Source organism: Streptomyces sp. NPDC058864 (assembly GCF_042742985.1).
Taxonomy (GTDB): domain Bacteria; phylum Actinomycetota; class Actinomycetes; order Streptomycetales; family Streptomycetaceae; genus Actinacidiphila.
The window spans coordinates 1-15,284 of sequence record NZ_JBHYMQ010000003.1; the positions used below are offsets into that span (position 1 = coordinate 1).

General features: G+C 75.1%; 14 protein-coding genes. 9 read left to right on the forward strand and 5 right to left on the reverse strand.

What is annotated here, in order from left to right; genetic code table 11:
• Window positions 1–208 precede the first annotated feature (208 nt).
• Window positions 209–889, forward strand: a complete 681-nt coding sequence (locus ACFW3D_RS03235; protein WP_500500737.1) for a uracil-DNA glycosylase — start codon at window positions 209–211, stop codon at window positions 887–889.
• Between the two features lie 96 nt (window positions 890–985).
• On the opposite strand, the gene ACFW3D_RS03240 is transcribed toward ACFW3D_RS03235, so the two are convergent.
• Together ACFW3D_RS03240 and ACFW3D_RS03245 are read right to left on the reverse strand one after the other, a co-directional pair.
• Window positions 986–1,495: a DinB family protein gene (locus tag ACFW3D_RS03240; protein ID WP_500500739.1), complete on the reverse strand. Its 510-nt coding sequence runs from the start codon at window positions 1,493–1,495 to the stop codon at window positions 986–988.
• Window positions 1,496–1,535: 40 nt separating this feature from the next.
• The gene (locus tag ACFW3D_RS03245) at window positions 1,536–2,132 is read right to left on the reverse strand and encodes a TetR/AcrR family transcriptional regulator (RefSeq protein ID WP_500500741.1); all 597 of its coding nucleotides are present in this window, start codon (window positions 2,130–2,132) and stop codon (window positions 1,536–1,538) included.
• Window positions 2,133–2,715: 583 nt separating this feature from the next.
• On the opposite strand from ACFW3D_RS03245, the gene ACFW3D_RS03250 reads away from it, so the two are divergent.
• Together ACFW3D_RS03250 and ACFW3D_RS03255 are read left to right on the forward strand one after the other, a co-directional pair.
• Window positions 2,716–3,927 (forward strand): FAD-dependent monooxygenase, encoded by a 1,212-nt coding sequence (locus ACFW3D_RS03250; RefSeq protein WP_500500742.1) that lies wholly within the window; start codon window positions 2,716–2,718, stop codon window positions 3,925–3,927.
• Between the two features lie 13 nt (window positions 3,928–3,940).
• Window positions 3,941–4,855, forward strand: coding sequence for a Gfo/Idh/MocA family protein (locus ACFW3D_RS03255; RefSeq protein WP_500500743.1), 915 nt, complete (start codon window positions 3,941–3,943; stop codon window positions 4,853–4,855).
• On the opposite strand, the gene lnt is transcribed toward ACFW3D_RS03255, so the two are convergent.
• Entirely contained in the window at window positions 4,827–6,356 is a 1,530-nt protein-coding gene (lnt, locus tag ACFW3D_RS03260; protein WP_500500744.1) for an apolipoprotein N-acyltransferase, read from the reverse strand. The two genes, ACFW3D_RS03255 and lnt, sit on opposite strands and share 29 nt — an antisense overlap.
• Before the next feature lie 187 nt (window positions 6,357–6,543).
• Between lnt and ACFW3D_RS03265 the strand changes: the two genes are divergently transcribed.
• The gene (locus ACFW3D_RS03265; protein WP_500500746.1) at window positions 6,544–8,964 is read left to right on the forward strand and encodes a SpoIIE family protein phosphatase; all 2,421 of its coding nucleotides are present in this window, start codon (window positions 6,544–6,546) and stop codon (window positions 8,962–8,964) included.
• A 626-nt stretch (window positions 8,965–9,590) separates the two neighbouring features.
• On the opposite strand, the gene ACFW3D_RS03270 is transcribed toward ACFW3D_RS03265, so the two are convergent.
• A complete protein-coding gene (locus tag ACFW3D_RS03270; RefSeq protein ID WP_500500747.1) occupies window positions 9,591–10,292 on the reverse strand; it encodes a hypothetical protein in 702 nt (233 codons plus the stop codon).
• 146 nt (window positions 10,293–10,438) lie between these two features.
• On the opposite strand from ACFW3D_RS03270, the gene ACFW3D_RS03275 reads away from it, so the two are divergent.
• The 5 genes from ACFW3D_RS03275 (at window position 10,439) to ACFW3D_RS03295 (ending at window position 14,454) form a co-directional block, all read left to right on the forward strand.
• Window positions 10,439–11,314, forward strand: coding sequence for an Fpg/Nei family DNA glycosylase (locus tag ACFW3D_RS03275; RefSeq protein WP_500500749.1), 876 nt, complete (start codon window positions 10,439–10,441; stop codon window positions 11,312–11,314).
• A gap of 63 nt (window positions 11,315–11,377) precedes the next feature.
• Window positions 11,378–11,989, forward strand: coding sequence for an NAD(P)-dependent oxidoreductase (locus ACFW3D_RS03280; RefSeq protein WP_500500751.1), 612 nt, complete (start codon window positions 11,378–11,380; stop codon window positions 11,987–11,989).
• A 114-nt stretch (window positions 11,990–12,103) separates the two neighbouring features.
• A complete protein-coding gene (locus tag ACFW3D_RS03285; RefSeq protein WP_500500753.1) occupies window positions 12,104–12,640 on the forward strand; it encodes a DoxX family protein in 537 nt (178 codons plus the stop codon).
• Between the two features lie 68 nt (window positions 12,641–12,708).
• The gene (locus ACFW3D_RS03290) at window positions 12,709–13,875 is read left to right on the forward strand and encodes a lactate 2-monooxygenase (protein ID WP_500500755.1); all 1,167 of its coding nucleotides are present in this window, start codon (window positions 12,709–12,711) and stop codon (window positions 13,873–13,875) included.
• A gap of 168 nt (window positions 13,876–14,043) precedes the next feature.
• Window positions 14,044–14,454, forward strand: coding sequence for a hypothetical protein (locus ACFW3D_RS03295; protein ID WP_500500757.1), 411 nt, complete (start codon window positions 14,044–14,046; stop codon window positions 14,452–14,454).
• A gap of 69 nt (window positions 14,455–14,523) precedes the next feature.
• Here ACFW3D_RS03295 and ACFW3D_RS03300 read toward each other — a convergent pair whose 3' ends face one another.
• Window positions 14,524–15,234 carry a methyltransferase domain-containing protein gene (locus ACFW3D_RS03300; protein WP_500500759.1) on the reverse strand — a complete coding sequence of 237 codons (711 nt, stop codon included), beginning with the start codon at window positions 15,232–15,234 and terminating at the stop codon, window positions 14,524–14,526.
• Window positions 15,235–15,284 lie beyond the last annotated feature (50 nt).

Below are 15,284 nucleotides of genomic sequence, written 5' to 3' on the forward strand. Positions count from 1 at the left end.
ACGCTCGGCCGGCCGCCCCGCAGCCGGACAGCGCCCCGGCCTGAGCGGCGAGGGGGGGGGGGCGGGGCCCGCCCCCCCCCCCCCCGCCGCGGTGCCGGGCGCGGGGGGCGCCCCCCCCCCCGGCGGCCCCCCCCCCGGCCGGGCGGATTGTCAGTGCGGAACGGTACGTTCGTCCCCAGTAACGGATCGCGTACCGGAGGTTCCCGACGTGCCCATCACGCTGCCCGAGTCCTGGCAGGCCGTCCTCGGTGAGGAGCTGGAGAAGCCCTACTTCACCCAGCTCACCGAGTTCGTGGAGGAGGAGCGCGGGAAGTACAAGGTCTTCCCGCCGCGCGAGCAGGTCTTCGCGGCCCTGGAGGCCACTCCCTACGACAAGGTGAAGGTGCTGGTCCTCGGCCAGGACCCGTACCACGGCGAGGGCCAGGGGCACGGCCTCTGCTTCTCCGTGCAGCCCGGCGTCAAGACGCCGCCCTCGCTGCGGAACATCTTCAAGGAGATGAAGGAGGAGTACGGCTACCCGATCCCCGACAACGGCTACCTGATGCCGTGGGCCGAGCAGGGCGTGCTGCTGCTCAACGCGGTGCTGACGGTGCGCGAGGCGGAGGCCAACTCGCACAAGGGCAAGGGCTGGGAGAAGTTCACCGACGCGGTCATCAAGGCCGTCGCGTCCCGGCCCGACCCGGCGGTCTTCGTCCTGTGGGGCAACTACGCCAAGAAGAAGCTGCCGCTGATCGACACCGAGCGGCACGCGGTCGTCCAGGGCGCCCACCCGTCGCCGCTGTCGGCCAAGCTCTTCCTCGGCAGCCGCCCCTTCACCCAGATCGACGAGGCGCTCAAGGCGCAGGGTCACGACCCGGTGGACTGGCGCATCCCGGACCTGGGCGAGTGAGGCCCGGCCCGGGCCGGGCGGCGCACGGGGGTCGTCGCCCGGCCCGGGCCCGGGGGGTACCCCGCGCCCGGCCGGAGGGGGTGCCGGAGCGCGGCGTCAGTCGCCCGTGACCCCGTCGATGCGCTCGCGGATCAGGTCGGCGTGGCCGTTGTGGCGGGCGTACTCCTCGATCATGTGGACGTAGATCCAGCGCAGTGAGACCTCGTGCCGTCCGCGCCGCAGCCCGACCTCGTCGAGCGACCGGCCGCGGGTCACCTCGCGGGCGTGCGCGATCTCCGCGCGCCACGTGGCGAACGCCTCGGCGGTGTCGGCCTTGTCCAGGTTGTGGAACTCACCGTCGGGGTCCTCCTCGGTGAGGTAGAGCGGTGGCACCTCCTCTCCGGCGAACACGGTCCGGAACCAGCCCTGTTCGACCCCGGCCATGTGCCGGACCAGGCCGAGCAGGGTGAGGTCGGACGGGGGCGCGGCGGCCGTGCGAAGCTGCTCGTCGTCCAGGCCGTCGCACTTCATCGCGAGGGTGTCGCGGTGGAAGTCCAGCCAGCTCTCCAGCATGGTGCGCTCGTCGGCGATGTAGGGCGGGTCGGTGCGCTCCGGTGACGTCGTCATGGCCGCCATGATGGCGGGGACCACCGACAGCGTCGACGCGTCAACCGCCGGAGCCGGCGCCGAGCATCCCCCGCAGCAGGTCGGCCGCAGCCGCCCGCAACTCGGCCTCGGGCGGCGGCGACACGGACCCCGCGCCCGCGACGGAGTGGAAGAGGACGCCGTCGCACCACGCGATGAGGGACCGCGCGTGCCGCTCCGGCTCGGCGGATCCCACGGCGCGCAGCATCGCCTCCAACTGCTCGCGGAACGCACGGCCGGCGGTGTCGTAGACCATCCGCAACTCGGGGCGCCGGGTGGCCTCCAGGGCGAGCTCCAGCCGGGCCCGGGTGAGGTCGCGGGCCTCGGTGACCGAGCGGTGCAGGAAGAACGCGAGCAGCGCGGCCAGGCCCTCGGGGCCGGCCGCGGGGGCCGGAGTCCCGGCGGCGTGGGCGGTCTGCGACTCGCGGAAGGCCAGCCTGCGGACCGCCGCCTCCAGGAGGGCCGCACGGGTCCGGGCGTGGTTGGACGTGGAGCCCTGCGGCAGACCGGCCGCCTCGTCGACCGCGCGGTGGGTCAGCCCCCGCATCCCGCGCTCCGCGAGCAGTGTGAGTGCGGTGTCGGCGATCAGCTCGGCCCGGGACGTCTGCGCGGTGCTCATGACGGCAACCTACCGGCCGCCCCGGACCCGACCCGTCCGGCCCGCGGGCCGGGGAGCTGCATCGCTGCCAACCGGGCGCGGTGCGGCCGGGAGTTCGCTGCGCGCGTTACCCGGGCGGCGGCGCCCGGATTCGGCGTGGCCGGGTGGCCGCTGAGCGCGCTCGTCGGCGACGGGGGTCGGCGCGGCGCGGCCCCGCCGCCGTCGGGCCGGGGGCAACCGGCTCCTTTGCGGGACGGGGCGGCCCGGTAGGCGGTCACCCGACCCGGAGCGTCGGGGTGTCGTGCCGAGGGCCGGGGAGATCCTCGTCCTCGCCTGTGCTCCCGCCGGTCGGCGGGCCGTGCGGAGGGATTCCGGATCCCCTGTCGAGGCTTCGGGCGGCGGCGTCACCGGGTTCGGGGTCGCGGGACGCCGCCCTTCCGCAGGTCCCAGCGCGCCTCCGGCGGCGGGGGCGTGCCCCGGCTCGGCCCCGTTGGTGGTCTCGTCCCGGGGCGGACCCGCTCCTCGGGGTGAACCCTCCACCGCCCACTACAGATGTAGTACGGTTGTCACTACACCTGTAGTGGGCGGAAGGGGAGCGGACGCCATGAGCCGTGCATCGCAGCAGCCGCACGCCGTCGTCGTCGGGGCCGGCATCGGGGGTCTGGCGGCCGCCGTGGCTTTGCGGCGGCGCGGATGGCGGGTGACCGTCCTGGAGCGCGCGGCGGCGCTCGAGCCGGTCGGCGCCGGGATCGGCATCGCGCCCAACGCCCTGCGCGCGCTGGACGTGCTCGGGGTCGGGGACGCCGTGCGCGCCATGGCCGCCTTCCAGGGCGAGGGCGGGCTGCGCCGGCCCGACGGACGCTGGCTGTCGCGGACCAGCGGCGAGGCCGCCGCCGAGCGGTTCGGCGGGCCCGTGGTCATCGCCCACCGGGCGGAGCTGGTGGCCGTCCTCTCCGGACTCCTGCCGGACGGTGCGCTGCGCACCGGGACCCGGGTCGTGTCCGCCTCCCCCGAGGGGAAGGTGACCACCGAGGACGGCACGGTCGACGCCGATCTGGTGGTCGCCGCCGACGGGATCAACTCCGCCGTGCGCGGCGCGCTCTTCCCGGCGCACCCGGGGCCCGTCTACAGCGGGTTCACCAGCTGGCGTACGGTCGTGCCCGCGCCCGCCGCGTACCTGCCGCACGAGACCTGGGGGCGCGGCAGGCTGTGGGGCACCGTCCCGCTCACCGGCGGCCGCGTCTACTGCTACGCCACCGCCGTGACCCCGCCCGGCGGCCGCGCCCCCGACGGGGACGAACGCGCCGAGCTGCGGCGGCTGTTCGGCCACTGGCACCAGCCGATCCCCGAGCTGATCGGCGCCGCCGCCCCAGGGACCGTCCTGCGCAACGACGTCCACCACCTGGCGCGCCCGCTTCCCGCCTTCCACCAGGGGCGCATCGCCCTGCTCGGCGACGCCGCGCACGCCATGACGCCCAACCTCGGCCAGGGCGGCTGCCAGGCCCTGGAGGACGCCGTCGTCCTCGCGCACCTCGCCGCCCCCGACGCCGGGGAGGAGGCCGTGGCGGGCGCCCTGGCCGCGTACACCGCGCGGCGGCTGCCCCGCACGACCGCGGTCGTGCGCCGCTCCTGGAGCATCGGGCGGCTCACCACCTGGTCGTCGCGGCCCGCCGTGGCCCTGCGCGACGGCCTGTTCGCCACCGTCAACCGGGTCGGCCCGCGCCTGGCGCTGCGCAGTCTCGACGGGATCGCCGACTGGCGCCCGCCGACCGGCCCGTATGCTGCCGACGGCACAGGTAGGGCACGGCAGGCGTAGGCGGGAGCGGCACATGGAACCCCTCAGGATCGGGGTCATCGGACTCGGCGACATCGCGCGCAAGGCGTACCTGCCGGTGCTCACGGCCCAGCCGGGGGTCGAGCTCCACCTGCAAACCCGCACCCGCGCGACCCTCGACACCGTCGGCGACACCCACCGCGTCCCGGCCCCGCACCGCCACGACACCCTCGACGCCCTGCTCGACCAGGGGCTCGACGGTGCGTTCGTGCACGCCCCCACCGAGACGCACGTTGAGATCACCGAACGCCTCATCGCCGCCGGCGTCCCCGTCTACGTCGACAAGCCGCTCGCCTACGACCTGGCCGGGGCCGAGCACCTGGTGCGGCTCGCCGAGGAGCGAGGCGTCGGGCTGACGGTCGGCTTCAACCGCCGCCACGCCCCCGGTTACGTGCAGTGCGCCGACCACCCGCGCGACCTGATCCTCATGCAGAAGAACCGCATCGGCCATCCGGAGACCGCGCGCACCGTCGTCTTCGACGACTTCATCCACGTCGTCGACACCCTGCGCTTCCTCCTCCCCGGCCCCGTCGAGCACACCGACGTCCGGGCGCGGGTCCGCGGCGGGCTGCTCCACCACGTCACGCTGCAGCTGTCCGGCGACGGCTTCACCGCGATCGGCGTGATGAACCGGATGAGCGGCTCCAGCGAGGAGGTCCTGGAGGTCATGGGCCAGGACAGCAAGCGCCAGGTGTTCAACCTGGCCGAGGTCGTCGACCACAAGGGCCAGCCCACCGTCCGCCGCCGCGGCGACTGGGTTCCCGTCGCCCGCCAGCGCGGCATAGAGGGCATCGCCCTCGCGTTCCTCGACGCCGTACGGCACGGCAAGCCCCTCGACGCCCGCGACGCGCTGCAGACCCACGAACTGTGCGAGCGCATCGTCACCGCCGTGACCGAGCAGACCTCCTGAGCGCCGCCTCGTACACGCCCGTCCCGGCCAGCACCAGCACCGCCAGCCGGGGCACCCAGTCGCCGAGCCGGTCGTACGGGCTGCGCCCCGAGCTCAGCGGCACGTCGTAGACCTGCGCCGCGCTGCGCGACGTGCCCAGCGCCGGGCCGATCCGCTCGCCGCGGGCGTCGTGGACCACGCTGATCCCGGTCAGCGTCGCGTGCACCATGGGCCGCCAGGACTCCGCCGAGCGCAGCGCCGCCAGCGAGGCGTGCTGCGCGGGCGCCCAGCTGCCCTGGAACGAGGACGTCGAGGACTGCGCCACCAGCAGCTGCGCCCCGTCGTCCGCGAGGTGCCGGCTCATGTCGGGGAAGGCCGACTCGAAGCACACCAGGGGGCCCAGCCGTACCGCGCCCGCGTCCATCACCACCTGGCGGTCGCCGCGGATCCGGTCCTCGCCGGCCGCCCTGCCCACCGACGTGGCCCAGCCCAGCACGGTGCGGGCCGGCACGTACTCGCCGAAGGGCACCAGCCGCATCTTGTCGTAGCTCGGGCCGACCGGGCCGTCCGGGCCCATCAGCACCGAGGTCTTCGATATCCCCAGGCCGTCCGCCCGCCGGGCGTCGACGTTGACCAGGATGTCGGCGCCGACGTCCCGGGACAGCGCGGCCAGCCGGTCCGCGAGGTCGGGGCGCTCCGACAGGTCGAAGCCGACGCTGCTCTCCCCCCACACCACCAGGTCCACGCCCCGGCCCGCGAGCGTACGGGTCAGCCGCTCCCCCCGGTCGAAGCGCGGCTGCGGCCCGTCGATCACCCCCGGCTGCACCACCGCCACCCGCACGGACTCCCCGCTGCGGGACGGGACCGGCGCCCAGGCCCACACCGCCGTCGTGCCCACCGCCGCGGCCGCCAGCACGGACCCGGCGGCCGCCCGGCCGGAGGGCACCGCGAGGAGCGCGGCCAGGGCAGTGTTCACCGCCACCACCAGGAAGGTGACCAGCCACACGCCCCCGACCGAGGCCAGCCGCAGCGCCGGCGTGACCTGCCACTGGCTCGCCCCCAGCAGCCCCCACGGCCCGCCCAGGTACTCCCACGACCGCACCAGCTCGACCAGCAGCCAGGCGCACGGCACCAGCACCGTCGCCGCCACCACCGAGCGCCGGCCGGGCGTGCCCCCGAGCAGCCGCCGCACCAGCCAGCCCCACGGCGCCCACAGGGCCCCCAGCAGCAGCGCTATGAGCACGATGAAGACGTGCAGGCTCGGGATCAGCCAGTGGTGCACGGCCACCATGAAGCCGGCCCCGCCCAGCCATCCGTCCAGCGCGGCCCGCCGCCCCGTCGGCGCGGCCCGCGCCAGCAGCATCCACGGCACCAGGGCGACGTACGCCAGCCACCACAGCGACGGCGCGGGGAAGGCCAGCGCCGGCAGCGCCCCCGCCACCGCGGCGGCCGCGCCACGCGTCCAGGGCGAGGCGAGCCGGGGGGAGGCCGTCAGCGGCTCGTCGACCTTGACCGTCGTCACCTGTGCCACTCCTCACGCTCGCCTGGCCTCAGTCTCGTTCGTCCGGACGGCCTTGCCCAGAGGGCGACAGCGCGTGAGCCGGCGGTCCCGTGCCGTGCACGCCCCGCCGCCGCTGCGCACGCCGGTTGAGACTGCCCCGGCGGGGGACCATGCTGAGGGGAACGGCCATGAGGACGAGGACGTACCCATGGGAAGGCGCACCGGCCACCGGGAGCACGGGGGAGGGGAGGAGCGCCACGGGCCGACGCCGCCCGCGGCCGCGGCCGTCGCTGCCGGTGACACCGGAGTGCTGACCGCCTGGGGCGAGGACGCCCGCCGCCTGCTCGGCTGGTCCTCCGCCGAGGTCCTCGGCCGGGCCGCCCGCACCCTGCTCGCCGACCCGCTGCCCTTCGCCGCACTGCGCCGGATCGCCGCCGGACGCTCCTGGGCGGGCCCCGTCGTCCTCCGCCACCGCGACGGCCGCCGGCTGCCGGTCCGGCTCGGTCTGCGCCTGCTCACCGACGCCGCGGGCACCGCGCACTGGACCGTCACCGCGACCGCGAACACCCCCGGTCGTGAACTGGACGCCCGGGTCCTCGACCAGCTCCCGGTCGCCGTCGCCGTCTACGACCACGAGGTACGGCTGCGCACCGCCAACGCCGCGATGGAGCGCCTGGTCGGCAGGCGGGTGGCGGAGGTGCGCGGACTGCGGCTGCGCGAGTTCATGCACGGAGCGGCCTTCGAGGAGTTCGACCGCGTCCAGGAGGAGGTGGTGAAGAACGGTGAGACCGCGCGCCTGGAGAGCCTGGGCCGCCCGCCCGGTGACGACCGCGACCACGCCTACGCGATGGTGGTCTTCCCGCTGAGGGACGGATCGGGGCAGGTCACCGGGGTGTCCGCCGCGGTCTACGAGACGACCGAGCAGTTCCACGCCCGACGCCGGCTGGACATCGTCAACGAGGCGAGCACCTGCATCGGCACCACCCTCGACGTCACCCGCACCGCGCAGGAGCTCGCCGACGTCGCCGTACGCCGCTTCGCCGACATGGTCAGCGTCGACCTGCTGGACTCCGTCGTGCGCGGTGAGGAGCCGGGCCCGCTGCCCGCCACCGGCGCCCTCGCCCTGCGCCGCGTCGCCCAGCAGTCCGTGCTTCCCGATTGCCCCGAGGCCGCCGCCCAGGTCGGCGAGCTGGACACGGTCCCCGCGTACTCACCGGCCGCACGCGCCCTGGTCACCGGGCGGGGTTCGCTGCACTGCACCCACGAGCCGGACATCCGGCGCTGGACCGAGTACGACCTCGCCCGCGGCAAGAGCGTCGTCGAATACGGCGTGCACTCGCTGATGATCGTCCCGCTGCGCGCCCGGGGCACCACCCTGGGACTGGCGATCTTCATCCGGCACCGGACCCTCGACCCCTTCCACGCCGACGACCTGCTGCTCGCCGAGGAGATCGCCGCCAGGGCCGCCGTCTGCGTGGACAACGCCCGCCGCTACTCCAGGGAACGCTCCACCGCCCTCACCCTGCAGCGCAGCATGCTCCCGCGGCGCTCCCCGCGGCAGGCCGCCGTCCAGGTCGCCTCCCGCTACCTCCCGGCCGGGTCCCGGGCGGGCGTGGGCGGCGACTGGTTCGACGTGATCCCGCTCAGCGGCGCCCGGGTGGCGCTCGTGGTGGGCGACGTCGTCGGCCACGGCGTGCACGCCTCGGCGACGATGGGACGGCTGCGCACCGCGGTCCGCACCCTCGCCGACGTCGACCTGGCGCCCGACGAACTCCTCACCCAGCTCGACGACCTGGTGGTACGCCTCGACATGGAGGAGGGGCAGGGCATCGCGGGCGGCTCCGACCAGTTCTCCGGAGACGTCGGCGCCACCTGCCTGTACGCGGTCTACGACCCCGTCTCCCGGCGCTGCACCATGGCACGCGCCGGCCACCCGCTGCCCGCCGTGGTGCTGCCCGGCGGCCGGGCCGAGTTCCCCGACCTCCCCGCGGGCCCGCCGCTGGGACTCGGCGGGCTGCCCTTCGAGTCGGCGGAACTGGAACTGCCCGAGGGCAGCCTGCTGGCCCTCTACACCGACGGCCTCATCGAATCGGCCGGGCACGACGTCGACGCTGGGCTCGCCCTGCTCGCCCGCACCCTCACCCGGCCCGCCGGGAGCCTGGAGGAACTCTGCGACAACGTGCTGTACGGGCTTCTGCCGGACCGGCCCGGTGACGACATCGCCCTGCTGGTCGCCCGTACCAGGGCGCTCGACGCCCACCACGTCGCGACCTGGGAACTGCCCGACGACCCGGCCGTCGTCGCCGACGCGCGCGGTGCGGCCGCGGAGCAACTCCGGGAATGGGGGCTCGGGGAGGCCGTGTTCATCACCGAACTGGTCGTCAGCGAGCTGGTCACCAACGCGATCCGCTACGCCGGCGGCGGCCCGATCCAGCTGAGGCTGATCCGCGACACCACCTTGATCTGCGAGGTCTCCGACACCAGCAGCACCGCCCCGCACCTGCGCCGCGCCCGCGTCTTCGACGAGGGCGGCCGCGGCCTGCTGCTCGTCGCCCAGCTCACCCGGCGCTGGGGCTCCCGCCAGACCCCCACCGGCAAGACGATCTGGGCCGAACAGGAACTGCCCTGACCCGCCCGGCCCCGCCAAGCCGCCCACGTGGGCCGCGCCCGGTTCGGAACCGGCGCCGGCCCCCAAGGCCGGCCTTGACGCTGCGCCAGGCACCGAGCGGCACCGGATCACGCGGTAGCCGGCTCGGGCCGCGCCCCTCCTGAAGCGAAGCCGGACTCGACGTGGCGCCCGTCCCGAGCGGTGGCGACCGGCTCGGGCTGTGCCCGGCCTGGTCCTGCATCGGCCTCCAGCGGGAGCCTTGAAGCCGCGTCCGTCCCGGAGCGGCATTGGCTTTGATGCGCTGCCGGGCTCAGACGACGCCGTGCCTCGGCGTGGCGCCTGCCCTGCGGTCGTGCCCGGTTCGAAGCGCTCCCTGGACAAGTGCGAGACCGCGGGGTCGGCAGTCCGCGCCGACGGGGCGGAGCGCCGGGGCCGGCCGTCGCGCGGCCACCGCTCCGTCGACGGCCCTGCCGCGCGGCGTCTCGCGCGGGTGACCGCGCCCTTCTCGGGCGTCGGGGAGATCCGGTACCGCGGCCGCGGGGAACGGCCGGCCTTGCGTCCGCGTCGACGTCGAACCCGTCCCCGACCTCCGAACGGCGCCGGCCTGACCCGGCGCCGTTCTGGGGCTGCGTCAGCCCGTGGGCCGCTCAGTCCCCGCGGGACCAGTCGCCCTGGTGGCCGCCGTTCCACTGGTGGCCGCCGGGGCCGCCGCCGGCGCGGTGGCGGCCGCCGAGGTGCCCCGGCTCGCCCGAGCGGTGCGCGGCGATGGCGCGGGTCACGGCCTCCTGCCAGTCCTCGCTGTCCCAGCTGCCGTTGGCGCGGGCGTGGCGGCCCGGGGTGGGGGCGCCGTCCGGGGCGTCCGCCCGTGGGGTGCCGTGCGTGCCGGATCCCGTACCGGTGCTCTTGGCGGTGCCCGTACCTGTGTGCGTGCCCGTGCTCGTGGACGCGGCCTTCGTGACCACCGCCGTGTCGGCCTTCGGGGTCTCGGCGGAGACGGCGGCGCCCGCGGCGGTCGGCACGAAGGCGTCCTCGACGGCGCCGTCCGGCACGGTCCTGACCGGCTCCTGGGCGGCCTCGGCGATGCCGGCCGCGCCGCCGTGCGGCATCAGCATGGACAGTCCCGCGACGGCGCCGGTCGCCGTCAGCACGGCCGTGCCCACGGACGCTCGACCGGGCCCGCGGCGCTGCCCGCGGTGGCGGCCGCCGACGACCTCTCCGCTGATGACCCTGACCTCCGTGGCCTCACCGGCCTCCACCGGCTGCGGCCGGGGTATCACCTCGGTGGGGTCCAGCGCACCGGGGTCCGGATGGTTCGGTGCCTCGGCGGGCAGGGGGAGAGAATCGGCCATGGCTGCGATCATTCACATCCGGCGGCCCGATGTCCAGTTCTACCGAAGATCCAACTGTCTGTTCATGGTGAGGTATTGACGCCGACACCGGGTGGAGCCGCGGTTCGCCGTTCGCACCCCGCCGCCCTCGGGCGCACACTGGTCGCATGCCGGAGCTGCCCGAAGTCGAAGCCCTGGCCGGGTTCCTCACCGGCCGCATGGCCGGGCACGCCATCGCCCGGGTCCTGCCGGTGGCGGTGAGCGTCCTCAAGACGTACGACCCGCCACTGGACGCGCTGCACGGGCGCACCGTGACCTCCGTCGGCCGGCGCGGCAAGTTCCTGGTGTTCACCACCGACGACGGCACGGGCCCGTACCTCGCCGTCCACCTGGCCCGCGGCGGCTGGCTGCGCTGGAAGGACGACCTGCCCGCGACCCCGCCCCGCCCCGGCAAGGGCCCGCTCGCGCTGCGGCTGCTGATGGCGGAACCGCAGGGAGCCGGCTTCGACCTGACGGAGGCGGGGACGCAGAAACGGCTGGCCGTCCACTGCGTACGGGACCTCCAGGACGTCCCCGGCATCGCCCGACTCGGCCCCGAACCGCTCGGCCCCGCCTTCACCCGCGAGGTCTTCGCGGGACTGCTCTCCGGCGAACGCCGCCGCATCAAGGGCGTCCTGCGCGACCAGGGCGTCATCGCCGGTGTCGGCAACGCCTATTCGGACGAGGTGCTGCACGCCGCCCGGATGTCGCCCTACGCGCTCGCCGCGAACCTCTCCGAGGAGGAGGTCAGCCGGTTGTACGAAGCGCTGCGGACCACTCTCCAGGACGCCGTCGAACGCTCCCGCGGCCTGGCCGCGGGCGATCTGAAGGGTGAGAAGAAGACCGGGCTGCGGGTGCACGGGCGCACCGGCGAGCCGTGCCCCGTCTGCGGCGACACGATCCGCGAGGTCTCCTTCAGCGACTCCTCCCTGCAGTACTGCCCGACCTGCCAGACCGGCGGCAAGCCGCTCGCCGACCGCAGGATGTCGCGGCTGCTGAAGTAGCCGCCCGGCGGGCGGTGGCCCAGGATGGCTGGTGACCGTTCCCCGACCCGGAGCCACGCCGACATGCGCATCGCGATCTTCGGAGCCACCGGCCATGTGGGACGCGAACTCGTCGCGCAGGCGCTCGACGCGGGCCACGAGGTCACCGTCCTCGCCCGCGACCCCGCAGGGATCCCCCCGCACGAACGGCTGACGGTGGTGCCCGGCGACGTCCGGGACCCCGAGGCCGTCGGCCGCGTCATCGCGGGCGCCGACGGGGTGCTCAGCGCCCTCGGCACCCGCTCACCGCGCGGCGGGACCGTGTGCGCCGACGGGATGCGGTGCATCCTCCCCGCCATGCGGGCGCACGGCGTACGGCGACTGGTGGCGGTCGGCGCGTACGGGTCGGGACCGGGCAGGCGCGGTGCGTACCGGGCCGCGACCTCGCTGGTCATCCCGGCGATCATGCGGGACAAGGACCGGCAGGAGGAGGTGATCCGCGCCGAGGGCGACCTGTGGACGATCGTGCGGCCCGCGGTCATCACCGGCGGCCGCTACTCCGGTGTCTACCGCACCGGATCCGACCTGCGGCTCGGTCTCGCCTCCCGGGTCAGCCGGGCCGATCTCGCCGACTTCATGCTCCGCGCCCTCGGCTCCGAGGACTGCGTACGGCAGGCCGTGGCCATCGCCTCCTGACCCGGCTCCCGGTGCCCCTCACGACCGCCCGGACGGCCCACCGCGGGCGGCGCGCCCCGCGGCGGGCGCCGAGACTGTCCGTACGCGCCCGCACCGCCCCGGAAGGACCCCGCCATGCCCAACAGCCGCCGCAAGGACCTCGGACTGCTCGCGCTCCGCCTCGGGGCCGGCGCGGTGCTCGTCGCGCATGGCTCCCAGAAGCTCTTCGGCTGGTTCGGCGGCCACGGGCTGGAGGGCACGGGCGAGGCGATGGAGTCCATGGGCTTCCGGCCCGGCCGGCGCAGCGCGCTCGCCTCGGGCCTGGCCGAGGCGGGCGGCGGCACCCTGCTGGCGCTCGGCCTGGCCACCCCGGCGGCGGGCGCGGCCGCCGCCGGCGGGATGGCCGGCGCCGTCTCCGTGCACCTGCCGGCCGGCTTCTTCTCCGCCTCGGGCGGCTTCGAGCACCCGGCCTTCCTCGGCTTCACGGCCGCCGCGATCGGCTTGGCCGGGCCCGGCCGCTACTCGCTGGACCACCTGACGGGCGACGTACTGGACTGCCCCTGGACGGTCGCGGTCTCCTTCGCGGCCAGCGCCGTCGCCGCGGCGGTGGTGATCTCCCGGCGCAACGCCGCCGTACGCGCCGACATGGCCGCCGAACTGCCGGCGGTCTGACCGGACGGTGGACGCGGCGGCCCGGCCCTGACACAGTCCTGCTCTCGGCACCGAGAGACGGGACAGGGATGGGCGACCGGGCGGACCACCAGTACGAGATCTACCTCAACGGGCTCGCGGGCGTGCTGCCCGCCCTCCCCACCGACCTGACACGGCTGGAGGGGCTGGCCGCCGAGCGCCTGGCCCCCGGACCCTTCGGCTACGTCGCCGGCAGTGCGGGCAGCGGCAGCACGGAACGCGCCAACCGGGAGGCCCTGGACAGGCTGCGGATCGTGCCGCGCATGCTGCGCGACGTGTCCGCGCGCGACCTGACGGTGGAGGTCCTCGGCCGCACGCTGGGCGCCCCGCTCGCGCTGGGCCCCGTCGGCGTGCTGTCGATCGTGCACCCCGACGCCGAGCGCGCGGCCGCCCGTGCCGCCGCGGCGCAGGGGGTGCCGTTCGTGCTCTCCTCGGCGTCCAGCACGCCCATGGAAGAGGTCGCCGAGGCCATGGGCGACGCCGAGCGCTGGTTCCAGCTGTACTGGGCCAAGGACCGCGAGGTGACGCGCAGCTTCCTGGGCCGCGCCAAGGCCGCCGGGTACACCGCGCTACTCGTCACCCTCGACACCCCGCTGCTCGCCTGGCGGCCCCGCGACCTGGACCAGGCGTACCTGCCCTTCCTCAAGGGCATCGGCACCGCCAACTACTTCACCGACCCCGCGTTCCTCGCGGGCCTCGCCAAGCCCGTCGAGGAGGACCTGAACGCCGCCGTCCTGCGCTTCGTCGGAATGTTCGCCGACCCGGGCAAGACCTGGCCCGACCTCGCCTTCCTGCGCGAGAACTGGGACGGCCCGATCGTCCTCAAGGGCATCCAGCACCCCGACGACGCCCGCCTGGCCGCCGACGCCGGCATGGACGGCGTCGTCGTCTCCAACCATGGCGGCCGCCAGGTCAACGGCGCGATCGGCGCCGCCGACGCCCTCCCCGCGGTGGCCCGCGCCGTCGGCGACCGCCTCGCCGTCCTCTTCGACAGCGGCGTCCGCACCGGCGACGACGTCCTGAAGGCCCTCGCCCTCGGCGCCTCCGCGGTCCTCCTGGGCCGCCCCTACGCCTACGGCCTCGGCCTCGCCGGCCAGGCGGGCGTCGAGCACGTCATCCGGTGCCTGCTCGCCGAGTTCGACCTCACCCTCGCCCTGTCGGGCCACTCCCGCCCGGCGGACCTGGGCCCGGAGGCGCTGCAGCACGCGGGCGTGTGACCCGTCCCCGCGGTGGCCCGCGCCCGGATCGGAGCGGTGCGGGTCGACCGCGCTCCCCGGCGGCCGCTACCGTGCGATCGGAAAATGATGCCGTGCCACCCCGCGGCGGGAGACGGACCCTTCGTCCTCCGCCGCAAGAATCCGCTCCTGCTGTCCGGAAGAACTCGTATGACGAACGTCGCTCCCCTCGGACCCTTCGGCAGGATCGCGAGCCAGTCCGCCTTCGCGGCCCGTGCCGATGAACTCCGGAGCCTGGTGGGCGCGATTCCCGAAGGGGAACGGGGAAAGATCGCCGGGTATCTTCGCTCCGGCACTCCCGTCATCGCCCTGATGGGATTCTCGGAGGACATCCTGGGGGCCGGGTTCTCCCGTTCCGGCGGCACCGCCATCATGAGCGACGGCCGGTTCTTCTGGCGGCTCGATGCGGCCGACTATGTGGAGCACTACGGGATCGGACTTCCGGAGGAGTTCATCGCCCACGGCACCTCCCGTCGGTGGATCGCCCCGGTCCTGTCCGGCGGCGAGGTCATCGAGGTCGACGAGCGCCTCGGCGAACTCAGGCGAGCCGGGGCCCTGTGACCAGAGCCCGTCAGCACCGATGCCTCTACCTGCCCGGTCCCGACCCGGGCCGACCGGGCCAGGGCTCGGCTAGCCCGCCGGCTTGCGGACGCGGAAGGCGAACTGGCCGCAGTAGGTGAGCTTGCGGAGGTTCGCCAGGGCGGCACCGCGCTTCGTACGCTGCGCCCAGGTGTCGATCTCGGCGTTCAGGGGCGACGCCTCGTCCCAGTAGCGGCCGTACTCGGGCGGCCGCCCGTGGTACGAGCGCATGATGAGGGTCACCCCGTCCAGCGAGGGCCGGATCTCCTCCAGGGTGAGCCCGGCCTCCTCGACCAGCACCCGGAAGCCGTACGGCGTGTAGTTCCAGAGGCTGAAGGAGTGGTACGGCTCGAACTGCGAGGTGCTGCCGATGAAGACCGCGCCCGGCCGCAGCACCCGGCCGATCTCCGCCAGCAGCTCCCTCGGACGGGAGACGTGCTCGAACACCTGGTGCGAGTAGATCAGCGGGACGGCGCCGGTGCGGAAGGGCAGCCGGACGCCGTCGTAGTGGAGGACCGGGTCGCCGCCGGCGGTGCGCTGCCGTGCCTCGGGGGAGTCGCTGATGTCGACGCCCACCCAGCGCACCTGCGGGTCGTGCCGGCGGAACAGCGCGGCCGAGGTGCCGCGGCCGCAGCCGAGGTCCACCACCCGGTCCGGTGTCCGGCCGGAGGTCATGGCCTCGTCGAGGTAGAAGCGCGACGTCACCTGCCGGGCGTGGTCGTCGGGGATGCAGTCGCGCATGAGCTCCCACAGGGTTGCCATGGAACCGATGCTACGGACGGGCCGCGGACCGGGAACGGCGGCGCGCGGCC